The following is a 21,614-nucleotide window of genomic DNA, read 5'->3' as shown; positions in this document are numbered from 1 at the left end:
TATTTTTGTCTGCATCGACACCCGCTACCACGACGTCTGGATCATCATCCCCGCCTTCAACGAGGCGAGCGTTATCGGCGACGTCATCTCTGACGTTCGCTCGGTTTTCGACCACGTGGTCTGCGTCGACGACGGCAGCCGCGACGACACTGGCGACGTGGCATGGCGGGCGGGGGCACATTCGGTGCGGCATCCGGTCAACCTCGGCCAGGGTGCGGCCATCCAGACCGGCGTCGAGTACGCCCGTCAGCAGCCCGGGGCGGCCGTGTTCGCCACGTTCGACGCTGACGGCCAGCATCGCGTCAAGGATGTCATCCGGATGATCGACAGACTGTCGGCCGACGACGCCGACCTGGTGATCGGCACCCGATTCGCCGATCCGGGCGTGGTCAGTCACACACCGCTGCTGAAGCGGGTGGTGCTGCGCGCGGCGGCGGCGCTGAGCAGACGCAGCCGCAAACTGGGCCTGACCGATGCGCATAACGGCCTGCGGGTGTTCAACCGGAAGGTGGCCGACGCGCTCAACCTCACCATGAGCGGGATGAGCCACGCCGACGAGTTCATCGCGTTGGCCTACGAAAACCACTGGCGGGTAAGCGAAGAGCCGGTCGAGATTCTCTACACCCAATACTCGATGTCGAAGGGCCAGCCCCTGCTCAACGGTGTCAACATCATCTTCGACGGTTGGTTACGCGGAAGGATGTCGCGATGAACTGGATCCAGGCGCTGCTGATCGTGTCGGTGCTGTCGCTGCTGGTGTACCTGCTGCGTTCGCGCCGCAACGCGCGGTCCAAGGCGTGGGTGAAGGTCGGCTACGTGCTGTTCGTGATCGCGGGCGTCTATGCGATCCTGCGTCCGGACGACACCACGGTCGTCGCGAATTGGCTTGGCGTTGACCGCGGTGCGGATCTGATGGAGTACGTGTTGATCATCGCGTTCGTGTTCACCACGCTGTCGGCCTATATGCGGTTCAAAGACCTCGAGTTGAAATACGCGCGGTTGGCGCGTGCGGTCGCGTTGCAGACGGCGCGGGTGCCCGAGGAGCGCTAGGCCAATCCGCGCATCACGTCGATCAGCAGATCGATCTGCTTTTCCTCGCTGTCGGGTTGCGGCAACACCGGTCTGACGATCGCGGCACCGTTGAACGCGTTGGTGATGATCGCCACCAGCGTCGTGAACGTGTCCTCGTCGAACTTCTCGGCACCGGGGAAGGCGCGCGCGGTCTCGTAGATGTTGGCGGCGTACTCGGCGAGCACCGCCTGCAACGTCGCGCGCAGTTTGTCGTCTGTGCGGGCGGCCACCATCAGTTCGAACATCACGGTGTTCGTCGCGTTGGTGGTGGTCTCCCACTGGATTCGCACCGCCGCCTCCAATGCCGCCTCGGCAGTCGGGATTTCGGCTACCCGCTTGGTGACTAGATCGAGTTGGCGTCGCATCACCTCGCGGGCGGTGGCGGCCATGAAGTCGCCCATCGTCGGGAAGTGGCGGAACAGCGCTCCGTCGGACACGTGGGCGCGCTTGGCGATCACCGCCGCCGACGCCCGCGCGTAGCCGACGTCGACGATCGTCTCGATGCTGGCCTCGAGCAGTCGGGCGACGGTTTCCTCGCGGCGCTGCTGCTGCGTCCTTGCCATGTCAGACAGGGGTTTTCAGCAGCTGCCCGGTGCCGGCGGGCAGGAACCTGCCGGACTTGACTGTGGTGCCGTAACCCTCACAAAACTGGCCGTCACGGAAGACGACGGTGCCGTTGACGGCCGTCGCGATCACCGCCGCGTCGTTGCGGTTGACCATGCGACTCAAGCCACCGTAGAACGGCACGGTCGCCTCGTGATAACTGTCGACGGATTCGTTCAGGCCTTCGGGATCGATCACGACGAAATCGGCCCGGTCCCCCTTGCGCAGCGTGCCTGCGTCCAAGCCGAACCAGTCGGCCACCTCCGAGGTGAGCCGATACACCGCGCGCTCGGTGGTCAGAAAGGGGCGCCCGGCACGCTGGGCGTCACGAACGCGTCTGAGCAGCCGGACTCCGAAGTTGTAGAACGCCATATTGCGCAGGTGCGCGCCCGCATCCGAAAAGCCCATGTGTACAGAGGGTTCAGCGGCGAGCCTGTCGAGGTACCTCGGACGGTGGTTGGCCACGATCGTCGTCCACCGCACGTTGCGCTCGCCGTTCTCCACCAGAACATCGAGGAATGCGTCCAACGGGTGCAACCCGCGCTCGTCGGCGATCTGGCCGAAGCTCTTGCCGATCAACGTCGCATCGGGGCACTCCACGATGGTGGCGTCGTGGAAGTCGCGGTGCCACAAGGTCGGCCCGAGCTTGCGGCGGTCGAAGCTCTCGCGGAACCTGCGTCGATACTCGGGGTCGGCGAGGAGTTTGTTGCGTTCGATCTGATCGCGCAGGTGCAGCGCCGCGGTGCCCGCGCCGAACTCCTCGAATACGGGTAGGTCAATGCCGTCGGAGTACAGCTCGAAGGGCACCGGAAGGTGCTGGAACCGGACGAACGAGCCGAGCACCTTGTTGAGAAGCCTTGTGCCGGGCCCTAATACGTGCACCGCACCGGTGGCGGATTTGGCGTCGGCGGACACCAGCAGACTCATCCGGACGCCGGGGCGACGGCCGAACATCCGGCTGCTGGTCAAGAAGAACATCAGCGCGGACAGCGGGCTTTTCGTGTTCGGCGCGCTCTGCAGGATGCGACGGCGCCTGCGCAACACCGAGATCAGCTTGCGCCGTTCCCGCCAGGTGGCGAACGTCGACGGCAGCGCGCGGGACCGGAACCGGTCGCCGTCGAGTTTGTCGATGGGCGCATCCATGCCGGACATGCCGAGTAGGCCGGCGTCGAGGGCTTCCTCGAGCAGTTTGGTCATTCTGTCCAGTTCGGCCTTGGTCGGCGTGACACCCTCGGTGGTCGCGCGGTCGAGTCCGAGCACACTGGTGCGCAGATCCGAATGCCCGAGCATCGAGCCAATGTTCGGTCCGAGCGGCAAGTCATCGAGCACTCGAACGTATTCGGCGGGCGTGGACCACGTCTTCTTCGCTTCCAGCGCGCCGTGCACGTACTGCCGCGGCACCGCCTCGACCCGGCTGAACAGATCTGCGGCGTCGTCGTTTTCGGCGTAGACGGTCGACAGCGAGCAGTTGCCCAGCAGCACCGTGGTGACGCCGTGCCGGACCGACTCGCGCAGTCCGGGATCGAGCAGCACTTCGGCGTCGTAATGCGTGTGTACGTCGATGAAGCCGGGCACGACCCACTTGCCGGAGGCGTCGATCACCTCTGGGCAGCCGGTTTCGTCGAGCGGTTCACGCGATACCTCCGCGACGATTCCGCCGCGAATGCCCAGAGTGCGGACCTGGGGTGCGCTTCCGGTGCCGTCGAACCACAGGCCGTTGCGCACGATGACGTCGTAGGACATGTTGCCCACCCTACGATAGAAAGTGAGTGCTTACAATCTTTCTTCGGAGCGGAAGTACTCGACAGTCTTGGCGACGCCCTCGGCGATGGCGACCTGCGGGGCCCAGCCCAACACCTGCTTTGCACGGCTGCTGTCCAGGCTGGACCGCTTGAGTTCGCCCAGTCGCGGAGGGTGGAACTCCGGCTCGTCGGGTGCGTCCGCGGCTGCGGCGACCAACGAATGCAGTTGTCGCACCGACGTTTCGACACCCGTGCCGATGTTGAACCGCTGCCCTCCGCCGGCCTCGCCCGAGGCCTTGACGAACGCATCGACCACGTCTTCGACGAACACGTAGTCGCGGGTGTCGGTGCCGTCGCCGAAGATCTTGGTCGGTCGGCCCGCCAGCAGAGCACGAGAGAAGATGGCGACCACCCCGGCCTCGCCGTGCGGGTCCTGACGCGGGCCGTACACGTTGCCCGGCGCGATGTGCGAACACTCCAGGCCGTACAGGTTGCGGAACATGTTCAGGTACACCTCGCCGGCCACCTTGCCCGCGGCGTAGGGCGAGGCCGGGTCCACCGGAATGGTCTCCGGCGTCGGGAAGGTCGTCGGCGTGCCGTAGATCGACCCGCCGGACGACGTGTGCACGATCTTGCGGACGCCGGCCTGCCGGGCGGCCTCCGCCAGACGCACGGTGCCGACCACATTGACCGTCGAGTCGAACTGCGGATCGGTCACCGAACGGCGCACATCGATCTGGGCGGCCAGGTGAAAGACCACCTCGGGTTGGGTCTCGGCGAGCAACCCGACCAGGTCGGCGCTGGTGATATCGGCCTTGGCGAACTCGAATCCGTCATGCCGCTCGGCCAAGACGATGTTCTCGCTGCGGCCCGAGCTGAGATCGTCGACACCGACGACGCTGTGACCATCCGCGAGAAGGCGGTCTACCAGCGTCGATCCGATGAAACCTGCCGCTCCCGTAACCAGTGTGCGCATCGGCTCACCATACCGAGGACGGCTGTCCGTACTCTCGACGAGCGATGAACTGGGTCGCCCGTACCGCCGCCGTGCTGATCGCGGTGCAGTTCGTCGTCCGCGCGGTGTTGGCCTTCCAGGGCTACTTCTACTGGGACGACCTGATCCTGGTCGGCAGGGCGGGCACGCAGGGTCTGCTGTCGCCGGGGTATCTGTTCGACGACCACGACGGGCACGTCATGCCGGGCGCTTTCCTGGTGGCAGGCGGCATCACCCGGTTGGCGCCGTTGAACTGGATCGGACCGGCGATCAGCCTGGTGGTGTTGCAACTGGTGGCCTCGCTGGCGTTGCTGCGGGCGCTGCACGTGATCCTCGGGTGGCGGCCCGTGCTGTTGTTGCCGTTGACGTTCGCGTTGTTCACTCCGCTGTCGGTGCCGGCGTTCGCATGGTGGGCGGCGGGGTTGAACTCGCTGCCGATGCTGGCCGCGCTGGCGTGGGTGTGCGCGGACGCGGTGCAGTTGGTGCGTACCGGCAGCCAGCGGTATGCGTTGACGGGCGTGCTGGTCTACTTCGGCGGGTTGTTGTTCTTCGAGAAGGCGGCGGTGATCCCGTTCGTGGCCTTCGCGATTGCGGCGCTGTACTGCCACGTCACGTCGACGTATTCGGTGCGCGACGTATTGCGGCGCGGCCTGCGACTGTGGGTGTCGGCGTTGGCGGTGACCGTGGCGTGGATCGGTGTCTACCTGCTGGTCGTCGACCAGAAGCGGTGGAGCTTCGACGTCGCGATGACGTGGGACCTGTTGCGCCGCTCGGTGACTCACGGGATCGTGCCGGGTTTGGTTGGCGGCCCTTGGGATTGGCAGCGGTGGGCGCCGGCGTCTCCGTGGGCGACGCCGGGGGTGGCGGTGATGGCGCTGGGCTGGGTGGCGCTGGCGGTCGCGGTGGTGGTGTCGATGGCGCGCAAGGGACGGATCGGCGCGGTATGGCTGGTGGCGCTCGGCTACGCGGTCGCGTGCCAGGTGCCGGTCTATCTGATGCGCTCGTCGCGGTTCACCGCGCTCGAGTTGGCGCAGACGCTGCGGTATCTGCCCGACCTCGCGGTGGTGTTGGCGCTGCTGTTGGCGGTGGGGCTGTGCGCGCCGAACCGGGAGTGGTCGACGCGACTGGATGCGTCGCAGGCCAGGACAGTGGTACTCGCCTCGGCCACAGTGCTTTTCGTGGGTAGCAGCTTGTATTCGACGGCCACGTTCCTGACCAGTTGGCGGGACAATCCGGCGCAGCCGTATCTGCAGAATGCGCGGGCTGGGTTGGCGGCGGCGCACGAAGAGTCCAGTGCGGCGATGCTCGACCAGGAAGTCGACCCGTTGGTGTTGCAGCGGGTGGCGTATCCAGAGAATTTGGCGAGCCACATGTTCGCGCTGTTGTCGAACCGGCCGGAATTCGCGGGCGCGACAACGGATTTGCGGATGCTAAATGCGAGCGGGCACGTCGTCGCGGCGAAGGTTACGTGGGTGCGCTCGATCGTGCCGGGGCCGGCGCCGAATTGCGGGTATTTGGTGCAGCCCGATTTCCCGGTGACGATGAGGCTGGACGGTCCGCTGCTGCCCGCGGACTGGACGGCGGAGATCAACTACCTGGCGAACAGTGACGGGTCGATGACGATGGCGTTGTCGGAGGGGCCTGAGACGAAGGTGCCGGTGCATCCGGGACTGAATCGGGTGTTCGTCCGGCTGCCGGGGGCAGGTGACGCGGTCAGGGTGCGCGCGAACACTGCGGCGCTGTCGGTGTGCGTGGCGGCGGGCCCTGTCGGATTTGTGGCACCGAGGTAGTCGGGGGGTTGGGATAATGGGCAGGTGAGTGTGCTGAACGCGTTCCTGTCGACGTGGTCGAATGCGCGGCAGACGTTCGGTGAGGGCACCCCGGCCACCGGTGAGCAGTACGACAACAGCACAGCGCTGCGCGGGTTGAAGTCGACGGTGGAGTCCGCGGCGCCCGGGTCGAAGTGGACCGGTGGTGCGGCCAATGCCTACGGCACGGCCAACACCGAACACGCGCGGGTCTTTGAACAGCTCGCCGGGCTGGATCAGCGTTTGGCTTCTCATGTGGGCGAATCGGCGCAAGTGGTGGCCGCGGGGCGGCGCGATCTGGAGTCGGTGCGCAAGTGGGTGGTCGACGCCGCGGCCAGCACGCCGCAGGGCCAGGCCGGCGAGCAGATGCGGCTGGCCATCGTGCAGAAAGGCATCGCCCAAGTCCAGGAGATCGTGCAGCGCTCCAACGGTGAACTCAACAGCATTGGCGGCAAGATCCGCGGTCTCGACCCCGAATACCAAGCCCTGGGCAACCAGAAGTTCGCCAAAGAAGGCCCCGCGTTCGCCACCGGCCAGGGCGAGGCGGACAAAGAGAAGATGTCGCCGGAGGAGGTCGGCAAGGAAGACTCCGAGGCGCTGCAGAACGGGCAGCTGACGCCCGAGCAGCATCAGCGGCTGGTCGAGAACACCACGCTGAACCCGGAACAGCAGGCCGCGCTCGACAACGGGAACCTCACGCTGCCGCCGGAACAGATGTCCTATCTGCAAGGGTTCTCGCGCGCGTTCGGTGACAAGACGCCGGCGGAGATCAAAGCGGTCATAAACAAAGCCGGTCCCGATGGTGGTCGTGCCGCCGACGTGTTCCAACTCGCGTCCAACCCGAACATCAAGACCGGGCTTCCCGGCACGGAGCCGCCGTCGACGGCCAATCCGGCGAGCGGCGGGAAATACGCGCTGCCAGATGGCATTCAAAAGGTGCTCGACGGGCCTGTGCTGACTCCGTTGGGTTATGGAGAACCGACGCACAATCCCGACGGTTCGATCGGTCTCCCAGAGTTGAAGACAGCTTCGACGCCGGTGGCTGGGTTGAATGATCTGGCTGACGTGATCCAGCGCGGAAACCGCGACCTCCAAATCGGCAGCGCATTGGATTCCGGCATGTTTGAGAAGAGCCGGCAGTTACTCGAACAATCAAACGGCTGGCCTGTACCCGGAAATGATCCTATGGTCGACCGTCCGCGCTGGTACCACCAAACGGTCGACCCGACATTGCAAAATATGTTCAACGCGGTCAACTCTGACGACATGGTGATCCACGACGCGGTGACGGGGTCGGGCGGTGAGAAATTCTTGAACAACCTCACGCAGCATCAGTGGCAGGACGATGGACTTGCGGCCGGCGGACTGTTCGACTGGGTGGGCGATTCGGCGGCTCACGATTCGACAGGGCGGGCGGCGGAGACGGCGCACGCTTTGGCGGGGTACACCAGTAGCCACTCCAATCAGCTGTTGAATCTGCCTGATACGCAGGGGCAATCGCTCGGGCAGGTCAACCCCGAACTCACCCGCGACTGGGCGCGTGCGTTCTCTCCCTACCTGGACGATATGGTCGGAATGAACACCGGTGACAGCAACGGACTGTTCACCCCGCTCGATCCAGATAGTTCAGTCGAACCGGCGAACACCCGGCACCTCATGAGCGTTTTGTATTCGGATCACCCAGCGCTGGACGCATCGGTGGATCCGAGTGCTCCGAAGACAGCGAGCCAAATACTCGCTGAGAGTTCCCAAGCCCACATCAACGGTTATCTGACCGCTGCTGCAGAGTCAGTCGCGGACCAGAACGCGGGTGAGGACAACTTCGCCATGCAGTCGGCCGGTAAGCTCCAAGCCGCGATGGACTTAGGCGCTTACGATGAACGCTTCGACACGACACACGACAAATTCGAGGCGCAGAAGCAGGCGCATGAGATGCAGTCCAGACTTTTCGACCTCGGCAAGGACGTCATCGGCGAGTTTCCTGGCGGGTCAACGGTGGGCGGCTTAGGCGGATTGATGAAGGATGTCATCGTCGGTTCAGATCCGGTGATGCCTGGTGTGCAAAGCGTCGCGGGCCGCGATATGTTCCCCGTGCAGCTACACATGGCGCAGACACTCGCGCATGCGGGCGTGGGCGATCCCCATTTCCTCGAAGTCGTTCGAGGTCATCTTGATGCGAATGGCCACTTCGTCATTCCGGATCAGGACGGAACATCGGCATACGGAAATTTCAAGAACCAGATCAACAACTATCTGAGCTCAGTGGGTCAACCCGGTGCCGTCAACGACATGACGCAGAACTACTGGAACACTTACACACAAGCGATCATCAACGCGGCGCCGCCGCGACAGCCATGACGCGTCGTATCTTAGCGATCATTGCGGTGATCGCGGCCATCACTCTGTCCAGCGGATGCGACACCAATACGACGAAATCATCTTCGACAGCATCGAATTCACCCGCGCAGCTGTATTTGAACTGGCCACCGCTTCTCAATGATTTCCGGTTCCACTGGACGGCCGAACCCGGCATTGATGTGACGACGGGACCCGCGATGGTCGTTCGCGCGTACATGGAGGCGTACAACACGGCTTGGTACACCTTGAATCTCGACAACCTCTGGCCGGGATTTCGGCGGGCCACTCCGGAGAATCAAGAGCCGCAAGGCGATTTCTTGTGGCAACTTGTCAGCATTAGGCCGCTTGGAAGTGGATACACCAAGACGGCGAAGGACGCACGCCCGCACTTCGGCTACCAGGTGCTTCACTTCCTCGAACTCACCCCAATGGGAAACGGTTATCGCGCCATCGTGTGCAGCGGCGAATACGCGCATTTCGTCGAAAGTACTGCGCGGCCAGGGAAATTCATCTCAATCGGTGTCAACGAGGACACGGCGCAGCCGTTCCGACCGGGCGACAACGGGGTCTTTCCCTACCAAATAGCGCTTACTCAGCACGACCCACGCATCGGACCAAACCCGCCCGCACCTGTGACTGTGCCGCAGCGCGGCCCGGCCCCCGCGCCTGACACGGATGTATTCGGCAATTGGTTCATCACCGGCGCAAGCTCGTCGTACTGGGGTCCCAGCAATGATCCAAACGCGCGGGACTTTCCGTCTCCCGAACTCATACAACGCTGCGGGGCCGCCATGCCGGTGCCAGAAGCCGAGCGAATCGCCATCATGACCGGCTTCAAAGACCAGCCGCCCCAGCACGGCGAAGCAATTCCCGGTTGGCCCGCGAAGGCTCAATGAGCGCCATGTCACGTCGCACGTGAAGTGTTTGACGCCAAGTCCTGAGCGGGAACGCGTGCGGTATGCAGCTTGCTCCCGTACACCACCGCCGCATCACCGTCGACGGGATCCGCACCTTCTACCGTGCAGCCGGTCCCGCCGACGCACCCGTCGTCCTGTTGCCGCACGGCTACCCCTGCTCGTCATACGCCTACCGCAACCTGATGGCAGCCCTCGGCACCCGCTGGCGCTGCATCGCTCCCGACCTGCCCGGGTTTGGTTACAGCGCAACACCTTCCGGCGACGACTTCGGGTATATCTTCGACGCCTATGCCGAGTTTCTGCAGGCATTTGTCGATGCGATGGACCTCCGCCGCTACGTGGTCTGGTTGCATGACTACGGCTCCCAGTTCGGATTTCGGCTCGCACTCGCCAAGCCCGACCGCATCGCCGGCCTCGTCATCCAGAACGGCGACATCTACCAGGACGCGTTCGGCCCGAAATACGACTTCCTCAAGAAGTCATGGGACAACCCCGGTCCTGACGCCAGGCGCCGCATCGCCCAGCACGTCACCCTCGACGGCTTCCGCAGCGAGTTCCGCGGCGAACTGCCCGACGACGTCGCCGACCGCATCAGCCCCGACCTTTGGACGCTGCACTGGTCGCTGATGTCCACACCCGACCGCGTGGCCAATCTCATCCGGCTGTTGGAGGACCAGCCTTCAACGCTGAACTGGTTCACCAAGGAGCAGGCCTACCTGCGCGAGCATCAGCCACCCGCACTGATCGTCTGGGGCCCACATGACGGATACATGCCTGAGGAGTCGGCCCGCGCCTATCACCGCGATCTGCCCGACGCGCCGCTGCACCTGCTCGGCGGCGGGCATTGGCTGTTGGAAACCCACCTCGCCGAGGTCATACCGCTGGTAGTCGATTTCCTGCGTAGGACATATGGCCGCTGACACGGCGAGCGACCGCGAAATGCCAAAAGAACTCGGCGTGTCATGCTCAAACACGGTCGCTCGCGGCGAGGGAAAACCTGAGCCACCTAGGAGAATCGAACTCCTGACCTGCTCATTACGAGTGAGCCGCTCTACCGACTGAGCTAAGGTGGCGTGCCCGGTCTAGCCAGGCGGGACGAGTCTACGGCAGGCCGCTGGCCCAACCCAACTCAGTTCCGCAGCGCTTGCCCGACCGTGGCCACCATCGCGTCGACCGCGAACTTGGGCTTCACATTCACCGCCAACGCCTCCCGGCACTCCAGCACCGCCTCGATGCACCGCAGCAGCTTGTCCGGTGACGCGTGCGCGGCCATCGCCTCGATCCGATCCGCCATATCCGGATGATTCGCCTGGACCTCCCCCGCCCCGGACGACACCAGCAGCGCGTCGCGGAAATACGTCGCCAGATCAATCAGCGCCCGGTCCAGTGCGTCCCGCGACGCCCGCGTCTGCCGCGACTTCTGCCGCTTCTCAAGGTCTTTGATCGCACCGGTGGCACCACGCAGCGTCCCCGCCGTGCCCTTGCCGGTGCCGCCGGCCCCCAGCGCCGTGCGCAACTCCTCGGTTTCCGCCTCGTTGCGGCCCTCGGTCAGCGCCCGAGCTTCCGCCTCGGCGGTGGCCACCAACTCCTCGGCCGCCGCATACGCCCGCGACGGCGTCGCCGCGTCCCGGGCCAGCAACAGCGCGCGCTGCCTGCGGTCTCGCGCCTGCTCATCGGTGGCCAACCGGCGCGCCCGCCCGACGTGGCCGCCGCTGACCGAGGCCGCCCAGCGCGCCTGATCCTCCGGCAGCCCATCCGTGTCGATGAGGACCCGGGCGATCGCATCGACCGGCGGCGTCACCAACGCCACATGCCGACACCGCGAGCGCAGCGTGATCGCGATGTCCTCAGGATCCACCGACGGCGCGCACAACAGGAACACCGTCGACGGCGGCGGCTCCTCGACCACTTTCAGCAGTGCGTTCGCAGCGCCTTCCGTCAGCCGGTCGGCATCCTCGACCACCACGATTTGCCAGCGCCCCGTCCCGGGCCGCCGCGAGGCGATCTGCACGATATTGCGCATCTCATCGACGCCGATCGACAGGCCCTCTGGGATGATCCGCCGTACGTCCGCGTGGGTACCAGCCATCGTCGTCGTGCACGCGCGGCATTCACCGCAGCCAGGCACACCGTCGAAGGTGCACTGCAGCGCCGCCGCAAAGCACAGCGCCGCGATCGAACGGCCCGATCCAGGCGGCCCGGTGATCAGCCACGCATGTGTCATGGTCCCGGTGGCCGACGCATTGTGAGCTGAATCACCGCGCGCGGCCTCCGCCGCAGCCACCAATTCCGCTTCCACGGCGTCCTGACCCACCAGACGCGAAAACACCCCGGTCATCGAGATAACAGTAATGCTGCGAACCGACACGTCCGTCCCACAGCACCCTTTTCCGTCCGTTCAGCCCGATACGGTTGACCTGTGACCTCCGATGCCATCCCGATTGGGCGAATCAGCGCATTCGTCCGCTGGGCGGCGCGCACGCCGTGGCCGGTGTTCACCCTGGGCATGCTGCAGAGCGACATCATCGGCGCGCTGTTCGTGCTGGGCTTCCTGCGCTTCGGCCTGCCGCCCGAGGACCGGATCCAACTCCAGGACCTGCCCGCCTTCAACCTGGCGGTGTTCCTCGGCTACTTGTTCTTGTCGTTCACCGTCGGCTCCTATCTGAGCCTGCGGCTGCTCATCCCGGTGATGCGCTGGCAACGCCGCGACACCCTGCTCGGCGACTCCGACCCCACCAGCACCGAGCTGGCGCGGGCCCGCGCGCTGAAGATGCCCTTCTACCGGACGGTGATCAGCGTCACCAACTGGTGTCTGGGCTCGGTCGTCTTCATCGTCGCCAGCTGGCCGGTGGCCAGCAAGTCAGCGCCGGTCGTCGCGGTCGCCACCGGCCTCGGCGCCACCGCGACGGCAATCATCGGCTACCTACAGTCCGAACGCGTGTTGCGGCCGGTCGCCGTGGCGGCCCTACGCGGCGGGGTGCCGGAGAACTTTCGCGCGCCGGGCGTCATCCAGCGCCAGGTGCTCACCTGGGTGTTGTCCACCGCCGTTCCGGTGCTGGCCATCGTGCTCGCGTTGGTGGCCAGCAAGTTCCAGATCCTCACCGCATCCGCCGACCGCCTCACCACGCCGATCCTGCTGCTGGCCATCGCCGCGTTGGTGATCGGCCTGTTCGGCACCGTACTGGTGGCCATGTCGATCGCCGACCCGCTGCGCCAATTGCGTTGGGCGCTGGGCGAAGTGCAACGCGGTAACTACAACGCGCACATGCAGATCTATGACGCCAGCGAGCTCGGTTTGCTGCAGGCCGGGTTCAACGACATGGTCCGCGACCTGGCCGAGCGGCAACGGCTGCGTGACCTGTTCGGCCGCTACGTCGGTGAAGACGTGGCCCGCCGCGCCCTGGAGCGCGGTACCGAACTGGGCGGCCAGGAACGCGACGCCGCCGTGCTTTTCGTCGACCTGGTCGGCTCGACCCACCTGGCGTCCACCATCCCGGCGTCCGAAGTGGTCAACCTGCTCAACGAGTTCTTCCGCGTCGTCGTCGACACCGTCAACCGGCACGGCGGGTTCGTCAACAAGTTCCAGGGCGACGCGGCGCTCTGCATCTTCGGCGCACCCATCGAGCATCCCGACGCTTGCGGTGCCGCGCTGGCCGCGTCGCGCGAACTGCACGACGAACTCATCACCGTCCTCGGCGAAACCGAGTTCGGCATCGGCGTCTCGGCTGGCCGTGCCATCGCCGGCCACATTGGCGCGCAGGCGCGCTTCGAATACACCGTGATCGGCGACCCGGTGAACGAGGCGGCCCGGCTCACCGAGTTGGCCAAGCTCGAGCCCGGTCACGTGCTCGCGTCGGCCATCGCCGTGAGCGGGGCGCTCGACGCCGAGGCGCTGTGCTGGGATGTCGGCGAGATCGTCGAACTTCGCGGCCGCACCGTGCCCACGCAGCTCGCCCGACCGCTGAACCTGGTGTCCCCCAACGCAGTCGACGACGTCGACGAGGTGTCCAGCGAAGCGCGCTAGCTCTTCTTCGCAGCCTTCTTCGCCGCGGCCTTCTTGGCAGGCGCCTTCTTCTTCGCGGCGGCCTTTTTGGTCCGCTTGACCGGACCCCGCGCGCGGCGGTCGGCCAGCAGTTCGGCGGCGCGCTCGTCGGTGATCGACAGCACGTCGTCGCCCTTGCGCAGGCTCGCGTTCGTCTCGCCGTCGGTGACATACGGTCCGAATCGACCGTCCTTGATCACCATCGGCTTGCCCGTCGACGGATCGCTGCCGAGCTCACGCAGCGGCGGCGCCGCGGCCCGTTGTCCGCCACGGCGTTTCGGTTCCGCGTAGATCTTCAGCGCCTCGTCGAGCGTGATGTCGAACATCTGCTCCTCGGTCGCCAGTGAACGAGAGTCGGTGCCGCGCTTGAGGTATGGGCCGTAGCGACCGTTCTGCGCGGTGATCTCTTCTCCGGTGTTCGGATCGACGCCGACGACCCGCGGCAGCGACAGCAGCCGCAACGCATCGTCGAGCGTCACCGTCTCCAGATCCATCGACCGCAGCAGCGAACCGGTACGCGGCTTGGGGCCGGTCGGCTTCTTACCCTTCTTCGCGGGCGAACCCGCGCCGTCGTCCGGTTCGTCCGGCTCCGGCAGCACCTCGGTGACATACGGGCCGTAACGGCCATCCTTGGCGACGATCTCGTGGCCGGTGGCCGGATCGATCCCCAGCGAACGGCCCTCTTGCGGTGTGGCGAAGAGCTTTTCGGCCAACCCCAGCGTCAACTCGTCGGGGGTGAGATCATCTTTCAGATTCGCCCGCTGCGGCTTGAGCTCACCGTCCTCGTCGGCGACCATGCGCTCGAGGTACGCGCCGTTCTTGCCGACCCGCACATAGATGGGCCGACCCTGTTCGTCGTCAAAGAGCTTGATGGAGTTGACTTCTCGGGCGTCGATGCCTTCGAGGTTCACGCCGACGAGCTTCTTCAGCCCGCCCGACCTGGCGATCGAGTCCTGCACACCGTGCTCGCCGCCGAAGTAGAAGTTGTTGAGCCAGTTGGTCCGTCGCTCGTTTCCCGCGGCGATCTCGTCGAGTTCGTCCTCCATGGCAGCGGTGAAGCCGTAGTCGACGAGCCGGCTGAAGTGCTGCTCCAGCAGCCCGATCACCGCGAACGCCACCCACGACGGCACCAGCGCGCTGCCCTTCTTGTGGACATAACCGCGGTCCTGGATGGTCTTGATGATCGACGAGTACGTCGACGGCCGCCCGATGCCGAGGTCTTCCAGCGCCTTGATCAGCGACGCCTCGGTGTAGCGGGCGGGCGGCGACGTGGTGTGCCCGTCAGCGGTCAGTTCCTTGGCGTCGATGCGCTGGCCCTGCTGCAGATTCGGCAGCCTGCTCTCGGCGTCATCGGCCTCACCGCCGGCCTGCTCGTCGATGCTCTCGACATACGCCTTCAGGAAGCCCGCGAACGTGATGGTGCGTCCACTAGCGTTGAACACCACCTGCTCACCGGAGCTGGCGGCGCCGGAGATCCGCAGCGAGAGGGTGGTGCCCCGCGCGTCGGCCATCTGCGAAGCGACCGTGCGCTGCCAGATCAGCTCGTAGAGCCGGAACTCGTCGGTGTCGAGTTGGCTGTGCAGCTGCCCCGGCGTGGAGAACACGTCACCGGCGGGCCGGATGGCCTCGTGAGCCTCCTGCGCGTTCTTCACCTTGCGGGTGTACTGGCGCGGCGTCGGATGCACGTACTCCTCGCCGTACAGCTGGCGAGCCTGATTGCGTGCGGCGTTGATCGCCGACTCCGACAGCGTCGTGGAGTCGGTACGCATATAGGTGATGTAGCCGTTCTCGTACAGCCGCTGCGCGATGCTCATCGTGCGCTCCGAGCTGAACCGCAGCTTGCGGCCCGCCTCCTGCTGCAGCGTCGAGGTCATGAACGGCGCGTACGGCCGACGGGTGTACGGCTTCTGCTCCACCGACGACACCGCCAGCTGGGCACCCCGCAGCCCGGCCGCCAGGGCGACCGCGCTGGTCTCGTCGAGCACCAGCACCTCGTCGGGCTTCTTCAGCTCGCCCAACGAGTCGAAATCACGCCCGGTGGCCACCCGGCGGCCGTCGACGGAGTTCAGCTTGGCGGTGAACGTGGGCGGCTGCGCCTGCGGATCGGACACGCTGGCGTCGAGTTCGGCGGTGACGTCCCAGTAACCCGCGCTGTGGAACGCCATCCGTTCGCGCTCGCGGGAGACGATGATGCGGGTCGCCACGGACTGCACGCGCCCGGCCGACAGCTTCGGCGCGACCTTCTTCCACAGCACCGGGCTGACCTCGTAGCCGTACAGCCGGTCCAGGATGCGCCGCGTCTCCTGCGCGTCGACCAGGGCGTTGTCCAGGTCGCGCGGGTCATCCGCGGCGGCGCGGATGGCCGGTTCGGTGATTTCGTGGAACACCATCCGCTTGACCGGGATTCTGGGCTTGAGCGTCTCGAGCAGGTGCCAGGCGATGGCCTCGCCCTCGCGGTCGCCGTCCGTCGCCAGATATAGCTCGTCGACGTCCTTGAGCAGGTCTTTCAGCTCCGCGACGGTGCTCTTCTTCTCAGGGCTGATGATGTAGAGCGGCTCGAAGTTGTCCTCGACGTTGACGCCGAGCCTGGCCCATGGCTCCGATTTGTACTTCGCGGGCACGTCGGCGGCGTTTCGGGGCAGGTCACGGATGTGTCCGCGGGAAGACTCGACGATGTAGTTGGAGCCCAGGTAACCGGCGATTTTCCGCGCCTTGGTCGGCGACTCGACAATGACGAGCCGCCTCACGCTGCCGTTGCGGCCGCTCCCGCGGTCCCCCTCAGCCACCTCTGTCTACGCTCCACTTCTCCTGTTGCCACGGGCCCAAGGTATATAACGCCTCGGTCCAATCCCGGACCCGTTGGCAACTGACAATTTCGCACCCCGCGCCAACCGACGCAAACTGACCCCCTCGTCGGGGCCCGTCACAGACGGGGCCATTGTTCAAACGCCGCGACGCTCCCGGGTGGTTCCCCCACGTTCTCTACCAGGCGCGATAGCCGTCGACGGCCGCTGATTCGCAGGGCCGGATGGGCCCCTCTGGTGCCGATCAATGTGGGGGCTATCCCTACCCGCATCATGGCCGACGCCAGGGCCGCGTGCGTGTCCGGCGCGTGCGGGTCCAGGCCCAGCAAGTACCGGTCGGCTTCAGGAGTGCCTGCCGCCAGCGTCCAGGCCCGCAATTCGCGGGGCCCCGGCAGCCACTGGGATGGCACGGTCTTGACGGCTCCGAGAGTCCAGTCGCGCGCGATCACCATCAGGCGAGGGTCCGCCGCGGTGCGGACAAGCGGCGTGTTCTCGTCGGTGCGACCGATCTCAGCCTGCAGGCCGGCCTCGGTGATCATCTCCGCGAGGCCCTCGGCTCGCCACAGTTGGTCGACGACGACCGACAGACGCGCTGCTCGCTCTGCGCCACTGCCGACCAGGACCACCTGGCCCGGCGCGGCGAGGATTCCGGTCAGGTCGGCGACCGCGGGCGGCACCGACTCTGCCGAGAAGAACGACAGCTGGCTCACGTCACCGACAGTAAGCCAGGGGTGCGGCACAGATGTGTCGCCGGGCCGGGCACGGCCCAAAACGAAAACACCCCGCGCCGTCCGGTAGTGGATGACGCGGGGAGTTGTTCAGTTTCGCTTGCTCAGACGGCCCGAACACCCGTGGCCTGCGGCCCCTTGGGGCTCTGGCCGACCTCGAACTCAACCTTCTGGTTCTCCTCCAGGGTGCGGAATCCGCTGCCCTGAATCTCCGTGTAATGAACGAACACGTCCGCAGAGCCGTCCTCCGGGGCGATAAAGCCGAAGCCCTTCTCCGCGTTGAACCACTTCACAGTTCCCTGTGGCATTTCCTTGATCTTTCCTTTTCTTTTTTCCGGGTGCGGTCCACCGTGTTTCGGTACACCGGGCCCGTTCCGACCGCTTCACCTTCGCGGAGTAATCGGAACTGACCCGACCTACATTCCTCGCAGGAACCGCGATCGCAACGTCGATCCTGCGAGTGCTAATACACGAACACAGAAGCTGCGACCGCGCTAAGTCAATCATGTTCCGAGCTGGTGCGACAGTCTCGGCGGGATCGAGTGGGGAACAATTCACTTACGTAGGTGTTTCGGGAGGCGGTCTGTGTCAAATCCGAGCTCGGATTTCGGGCGAGCTCTGCTCGCCTGTGCGATCGAGGGCACGGAACCCGATGAACAACCGTTGCGGCACGTCGCAGACCTACCGGCACGTCGGGGACAGCCCCGGGCGTGGCCGCCGTGGGCCGACCCAGATGTCGTGCGGGCGTTCGTTGATCGGGGTATCGAGACGCTCTGGTCGCATCAACTCGCCGCGGCGAATTTTGCGCGCGACGGACGGCATGTCGTGCTCAGCACCGGCACCGCGTCGGGAAAATCGTTGGCCTATCAATTGCCGATATTGACGGCGCTGAAAGAAAACTCGCGCGCGCGGGCGCTTTATCTGTCACCGACGAAAGCGCTCGGACACGACCAATTACGGACGGCGGTGGCACTCACCGAAGCCGTACCGGGATTAGCCGACGTCGCACCGAGTTCGTATGACGGCGACAGTCCCAGCGAGGTGCGGCGTTTCGCCCGCGAACGGTCGCGATGGATTTTCTCCAACCCGGACATGATCCATTTGTCGCTGCTCCGCAACCACGCACGGTGGGCGGTGTTCCTGCGCAACCTTCAATTCATTGTCGTCGACGAATGTCATTACTACCGCGGTATTTTCGGTTCCAACGTGGCTATGGTGCTGCGTCGTCTGCTGCGGTTGTGCACGCGTTATTCGGCCACCGCCTCGATGCCGACGGTGATCTTCGCCAGCGCCACCACGTCGCAGCCCGCGGCCACCGCGTCGGAACTCATCGGGCAGGCCGTCGCGGAGGTCACCGACGACGGTTCACCGCACGGTGCACGCACGGTCGCGCTGTGGGAGCCCGCGCTGCGCGAGGACATCTTCGGTGAGAACGGCGCGCCGGTGCGGCGTTCGGCCGGTGCCGAGGCCGCGCGGGTGATGGCCGATCTAATCGCCGAGGGCGCAAGGACGTTGACGTTCGTGCGCTCGCGGCGCGGCGCGGAGTTGACAGCATTGGGTGCGCGCGCCCGACTCGAGGACGTCGCTCCCGACCTCGCCGACCGGGTGGCGTCCTACCGCGCCGGATATCTGGCCGAGGACCGCCGCTTGCTGGAACGCAAACTGGCCGACGGAGAATTGCGGGGCATGGCCACCACGAATGCCCTCGAATTGGGAGTTGACATCGCCGGTCTGGACGCGGTGGTGCTGGCGGGTTTTCCCGGCACGGTTGCATCGTTCTGGCAGCAGGCCGGCCGCTCCGGACGGCGCGGACAGAGCGCGTTGATCGTGCTGATCGCCCGCGACGACCCGCTGGACACCTATCTCGTCCATCACCCCGCTGCGCTGTTGGACAAGCCGATCGAGCGTGTGGTGATCGATCCGGGCAACCCGTATGTGCTTGGCCCACAACTACTTTGTGCGGCCGCGGAACTCCCGCTGACCGAGGCCGAAGTGCGCATGTGGAACGCCGAGGCGGTGGCGGAGACCCTCGTCGACGACGGTCTGCTGCGTCGCAGGCCCACCGGCTACTTCCCCGCGCCCGGCATCGATCCGCATCCCGCGGTGGACATTCGCGGTTCGTCGGGCGGCCAGATCGCGATTCTGGAGGCCGACACCGGTCGACTGCTCGGCAGTGCGGGCGTCGGCCAGGCGCCGGCCTCGGTTCATCCCGGTGCGGTGTATTTGCATCAGGGTGAGAGTTATGTGGTCGACTCCCTCGATTTCGAGGACGGGGTGGCGTTCGTCCATGCCGAGGACCCCGGGTACACGACGTTCGCGCGCGAACTCACCGACATCGTCGTCACCGGACCCGGTGAGCGAAATACGTACGGGCCGGTGACAGTTGGCGTCGTGCCGGTATCGGTGACCAATACCGTCATCGGCTATCTGCGTCGTCGCCTGGACGGTGAGGTGATCGACTTCGTCGAACTCGACATGCCCAGCCGCACGCTGGACACCATGGCGGTGATGTGCACTATCACGCCGGAGGCGTTGCAGCACAATGGGATCGAGTTGCTGCAAGTGCCGGGAGCGCTGCACGCCGCTGAACACGCCGCGATCGGCCTGCTGCCGTTGGTCGCCAGCTGCGACCGCGGCGACATCGGCGGGCTGTCGACGGCAGTGGGTCCGGTGGGGGGCCTGCCGACGATCTTCGTCTACGACGGCTACCCGGGCGGGGCGGGCTTCGCCGACCGCGGATTCCGCAAGATCGACACGTGGTGGGGGGCGACAGCGGCTGCGATCGAGGCGTGTGAGTGCCCACTGGGCTGCCCGTCGTGTGTGCAGTCGCCGAAGTGTGGCAACGGCAACGACCCGCTCGACAAGGCGGGCGCGGTGCGGGTCCTGCGCCTGGTGCTCGGCGAACTGGAACAACCCCGGTGACGGGCTTTGGGGGCGACCCACCCCTCGACGGTCGCCCCCATCGGCCCACAGCCGGGTGTCCTCGCCGGCACGGTCGAACAACTCGATCCGTGCCCAAGCCCAGACGTAGGACGCAGACGCAAACTACCTCGTGAGCGAGACCAGCTGCAAGACTTTGACCATAGCCCACCACCCGGTCGAGGTCCTTCAGGTGGACGGATCTGCGGATTCCGTAGCCCGCCTCGCCCCGCCGGGGCGCCAATGGCCCGGCGGTAAAATGCCGACATGACCCACGACTGGCTGCTCGTGGAGACACTTGGCAGCGAGCCCGCCGTGGTGGCACAAGGCCCTCGAACCAAGAATCTCATCCCGATCAGCGCGTTCTTGAGGCGCAACCCCCACCTGATGGCCGTCCAGTCGGCCATCGGTGAAACCGTGCGCGCCGGCCTCGGGCTGAGCAGCATCACGCCGAAGAACGACCGCGTGATTCGTACTGAAGTGGTCACGATGTCCGACGGGGTGATCCACGGTGTTCACCTGTGGATCGGTCCGCCGGACCTCGATCCGCCGGAGCGGCCGATACCCGGACCGCTGATCTGGGACCTCGAGACGGGCATCGCCACCGACACCCGCGAGTCGCTGTGGAACAGCGGATGGGACCCCGACCGGACGCCGACGCAGGGCAGGGCGTTCGCGGACGATCTGCCGCGCCGTGAGCTCAATCCGAGCGAAGCGAAAGTGCTGTGCATGGCGATCAAGCCCGAAGTCGGCACGACGTTCGCCAGCACCTGGGAAATCAGAGACTTCAATCATGAGCCGATCACCATCGGATTCGTGTCGCGAGTGGTGCAGGAAGGCCAGGACGACGGCATCGAGAAGCTGATCTGCCGAGCGATGAATTGGCGCAGCATTGCCGAGGATTCGGATGCGCCACGCGACCATCTGGCGCAGCGCATCATCGACGGTCTGGCGCAACCCGGCGTGCACCGGTGTTTGGTCGATCTGCAGAACTGGACGCTGTTGAAGTGGCTGGACAACCCGGCGCCGTTCTTCGACTGGCGCGCCAGTATGACCGGCGAACGCGCCGTGCATCCGACCGACCGCCGCCAAATACTGGAGATGACAAGTCATTTCGTTCCGACGGGCACCGCGTCGGGTGTCCTCCGGATGGTGGCCAACGGCGGCGGGTGGACACCGGTTCACGTGACGGTCAATCGGATTCAGCTCGACAACGACGTCTACGCGGGTCTGGCGACGCTGCGTGTACCCACCGAAGCGGAGATCGCCGCCGCCAATCTGGCCGACATCGGCGACACCGCGCGGCGTTAAGCGTCGGCCGGGCCCGCTTTCGCGGTGGCGCGGGCCGGGCCGACACCGAACCTGCCCAGCGGCACCGCCGCGGCGACGGTGACGACGATGTCGAGGTCTTCGACCACGCATCCGGTCATGGTCGTGCCCATCGCGTCTGTCAGCGCGGTGGCACGGGCGCACGCCGTTTCCGCACCGTCGGCGAGCTGCGCCGCGGCGGCCAGCGCCGCCAGGTCAGCCGCGGCCTGAGCCCGGTGCCGCGCGACCACCGCCGATCCGACGTAGATGCCACCCGCGGTGAGCGCCAACAAGATTGCCATCATCGCGACCGCGATCAG

17 protein-coding genes and 1 tRNA gene are annotated in these 21,614 nt (G+C 65.8%); 9 read left to right on the top strand and 9 right to left on the bottom strand.

The window, feature by feature from the left end:
• Position 1 precedes the first annotated feature (1 nt).
• Positions 2 to 712, top strand: coding sequence for a glycosyltransferase family 2 protein (locus A5724_RS03040; RefSeq protein ID WP_067795991.1), 711 nt, complete (start codon positions 2 to 4; stop codon positions 710 to 712).
• Positions 709 to 1,050: a DUF2304 domain-containing protein gene (locus A5724_RS03035; protein WP_067795989.1), complete on the top strand. Its 342-nt coding sequence runs from the start codon at positions 709 to 711 to the stop codon at positions 1,048 to 1,050. Before A5724_RS03040 ends, A5724_RS03035 begins: the two co-directional genes overlap by 4 nt.
• Here the strand turns inward: A5724_RS03035 and A5724_RS03030 are convergent.
• Genes A5724_RS03030 through A5724_RS03020 form a run of 3 tightly spaced genes read right to left on the bottom strand, consistent with a single transcriptional unit; the run spans position 1,047 to position 4,392 of the window.
• A complete protein-coding gene (locus A5724_RS03030; protein ID WP_067795986.1) occupies positions 1,047 to 1,634 on the bottom strand; it encodes a TetR/AcrR family transcriptional regulator in 588 nt (195 codons plus the stop codon). The genes A5724_RS03035 and A5724_RS03030 overlap by 4 nt on opposite strands.
• A 1-nt stretch (position 1,635) precedes the next feature.
• Entirely contained in the window at positions 1,636 to 3,417 is a 1,782-nt protein-coding gene (locus A5724_RS03025; protein ID WP_067796245.1) for an amidohydrolase family protein, read from the bottom strand.
• 30 nt (positions 3,418 to 3,447) lie between these two features.
• The gene (locus tag A5724_RS03020; RefSeq protein WP_067795983.1) at positions 3,448 to 4,392 is read right to left on the bottom strand and encodes an NAD-dependent epimerase/dehydratase family protein; all 945 of its coding nucleotides are present in this window, start codon (positions 4,390 to 4,392) and stop codon (positions 3,448 to 3,450) included.
• Positions 4,393 to 4,436: 44 nt separating this feature from the next.
• Here A5724_RS03020 and A5724_RS03015 point away from each other — a divergent pair, with 44 nt between their 5' ends.
• The 4 genes from A5724_RS03015 to A5724_RS03000 all read left to right on the top strand — a co-directional run bounded on the left by A5724_RS03015 (position 4,437) and on the right by A5724_RS03000 (position 10,413).
• Complete coding sequence (locus A5724_RS03015; RefSeq protein WP_067795980.1) at positions 4,437 to 6,200, top strand: hypothetical protein; 1,764 nt, start codon at positions 4,437 to 4,439, stop codon at positions 6,198 to 6,200.
• Positions 6,201 to 6,224: 24 nt separating this feature from the next.
• Positions 6,225 to 8,576 carry an EspA/EspE family type VII secretion system effector gene (locus A5724_RS03010; RefSeq protein WP_067795978.1) on the top strand — a complete coding sequence of 784 codons (2,352 nt, stop codon included), beginning with the start codon at positions 6,225 to 6,227 and terminating at the stop codon, positions 8,574 to 8,576.
• Positions 8,573 to 9,472 (top strand): hypothetical protein, encoded by a 900-nt coding sequence (locus A5724_RS03005; protein WP_067795975.1) that lies wholly within the window; start codon positions 8,573 to 8,575, stop codon positions 9,470 to 9,472. The genes A5724_RS03010 and A5724_RS03005 overlap by 4 nt, the downstream gene beginning before the upstream one ends.
• 62 nt (positions 9,473 to 9,534) lie before the next feature.
• On the top strand, positions 9,535 to 10,413 hold the full coding sequence (locus A5724_RS03000; protein ID WP_067795973.1) for an alpha/beta fold hydrolase: 879 nt from the start codon (positions 9,535 to 9,537) through the stop codon (positions 10,411 to 10,413).
• Between the two features lie 80 nt (positions 10,414 to 10,493).
• Here A5724_RS03000 and A5724_RS02995 read toward each other — a convergent pair.
• Both A5724_RS02995 and A5724_RS02990 read right to left on the bottom strand, forming a co-directional pair.
• Positions 10,494 to 10,566 (bottom strand) — tRNA-Thr (locus A5724_RS02995).
• A 56-nt stretch (positions 10,567 to 10,622) separates the two neighbouring features.
• Positions 10,623 to 11,831 (bottom strand): DNA polymerase III subunit delta', encoded by a 1,209-nt coding sequence (locus A5724_RS02990; RefSeq protein ID WP_067795967.1) that lies wholly within the window; start codon positions 11,829 to 11,831, stop codon positions 10,623 to 10,625.
• 81 nt (positions 11,832 to 11,912) lie between these two features.
• On the opposite strand from A5724_RS02990, the gene A5724_RS02985 reads away from it, so the two are divergent.
• Positions 11,913 to 13,517, top strand: a complete 1,605-nt coding sequence (locus tag A5724_RS02985; RefSeq protein ID WP_067795964.1) for an adenylate/guanylate cyclase domain-containing protein — start codon at positions 11,913 to 11,915, stop codon at positions 13,515 to 13,517.
• Here the strand turns inward: A5724_RS02985 and topA are convergent.
• The 3 genes from topA to A5724_RS02970 all read right to left on the bottom strand — a co-directional run bounded on the left by topA (position 13,514) and on the right by A5724_RS02970 (position 17,375).
• Positions 13,514 to 16,321, bottom strand: a complete 2,808-nt coding sequence (gene topA / locus A5724_RS02980) for a type I DNA topoisomerase (RefSeq protein WP_067795962.1) — start codon at positions 16,319 to 16,321, stop codon at positions 13,514 to 13,516. The genes A5724_RS02985 and topA overlap by 4 nt on opposite strands.
• Positions 16,322 to 16,458: 137 nt before the next feature.
• Positions 16,459 to 17,049: a hypothetical protein gene (locus tag A5724_RS02975; protein ID WP_067795959.1), complete on the bottom strand. Its 591-nt coding sequence runs from the start codon at positions 17,047 to 17,049 to the stop codon at positions 16,459 to 16,461.
• A 122-nt stretch (positions 17,050 to 17,171) separates the two neighbouring features.
• Positions 17,172 to 17,375: a cold-shock protein gene (locus A5724_RS02970; protein ID WP_006243848.1), complete on the bottom strand. Its 204-nt coding sequence runs from the start codon at positions 17,373 to 17,375 to the stop codon at positions 17,172 to 17,174.
• A 277-nt stretch (positions 17,376 to 17,652) separates the two neighbouring features.
• On the opposite strand from A5724_RS02970, the gene A5724_RS02965 reads away from it, so the two are divergent.
• Both A5724_RS02965 and A5724_RS02960 read left to right on the top strand, forming a co-directional pair.
• The gene (locus A5724_RS02965) at positions 17,653 to 19,989 is read left to right on the top strand and encodes a DEAD/DEAH box helicase (protein WP_067795954.1); all 2,337 of its coding nucleotides are present in this window, start codon (positions 17,653 to 17,655) and stop codon (positions 19,987 to 19,989) included.
• Positions 19,990 to 20,253: 264 nt separating this feature from the next.
• A complete protein-coding gene (locus A5724_RS02960) occupies positions 20,254 to 21,297 on the top strand; it encodes a PAS domain-containing protein (RefSeq protein WP_067795950.1) in 1,044 nt (347 codons plus the stop codon).
• Here the strand turns inward: A5724_RS02960 and A5724_RS32800 are convergent.
• Positions 21,294 to 21,596 (bottom strand): Rv3654c family TadE-like protein, encoded by a 303-nt coding sequence (locus A5724_RS32800; protein ID WP_232004680.1) that lies wholly within the window; start codon positions 21,594 to 21,596, stop codon positions 21,294 to 21,296. The two genes, A5724_RS02960 and A5724_RS32800, sit on opposite strands and share 4 nt — an antisense overlap.
• Between the last annotated feature and the right edge of the window lie 18 nt (positions 21,597 to 21,614).

It is taken from the genome of Mycobacterium sp. ACS1612, assembly GCF_001667505.1.
Taxonomy (GTDB): domain Bacteria; phylum Actinomycetota; class Actinomycetes; order Mycobacteriales; family Mycobacteriaceae; genus Mycobacterium.
Note: the sequence above shows the minus strand (reverse complement) of the source record. Positions and strands in the feature narration are given on the sequence as shown.

Bases quoted from the DNA above. Each gene is read 5' to 3' on its own strand.
- A5724_RS02990 (WP_067795967.1), bottom strand. From the start codon at position 11,831: ATGACCGGGGTGTTTTCGCGTCTGGTGGGTCAGGACGCCGTGGAAGCG.
- A5724_RS03020 (WP_067795983.1), bottom strand. From the start codon at position 4,392: ATGCGCACACTGGTTACGGGAGCGGCAGGTTTCATCGGATCGACGCTG.
- A5724_RS03035 (WP_067795989.1), top strand. From the start codon at position 709: ATGAACTGGATCCAGGCGCTGCTGATCGTGTCGGTGCTGTCGCTGCTG.
- A5724_RS03005 (WP_067795975.1), top strand. From the start codon at position 8,573: ATGACGCGTCGTATCTTAGCGATCATTGCGGTGATCGCGGCCATCACT.
- A5724_RS03000 (WP_067795973.1), top strand. From the start codon at position 9,535: ATGCAGCTTGCTCCCGTACACCACCGCCGCATCACCGTCGACGGGATC.
- A5724_RS03015 (WP_067795980.1), top strand. From the start codon at position 4,437: ATGAACTGGGTCGCCCGTACCGCCGCCGTGCTGATCGCGGTGCAGTTC.
- A5724_RS03030 (WP_067795986.1), bottom strand. From the start codon at position 1,634: ATGGCAAGGACGCAGCAGCAGCGCCGCGAGGAAACCGTCGCCCGACTG.
- A5724_RS03025 (WP_067796245.1), bottom strand. From the start codon at position 3,417: ATGTCCTACGACGTCATCGTGCGCAACGGCCTGTGGTTCGACGGCACC.
- A5724_RS32800 (WP_232004680.1), bottom strand. From the start codon at position 21,596: ATGGCAATCTTGTTGGCGCTCACCGCGGGTGGCATCTACGTCGGATCG.
- A5724_RS02970 (WP_006243848.1), bottom strand. From the start codon at position 17,375: ATGCCACAGGGAACTGTGAAGTGGTTCAACGCGGAGAAGGGCTTCGGC.
- A5724_RS02960 (WP_067795950.1), top strand. From the start codon at position 20,254: ATGACCCACGACTGGCTGCTCGTGGAGACACTTGGCAGCGAGCCCGCC.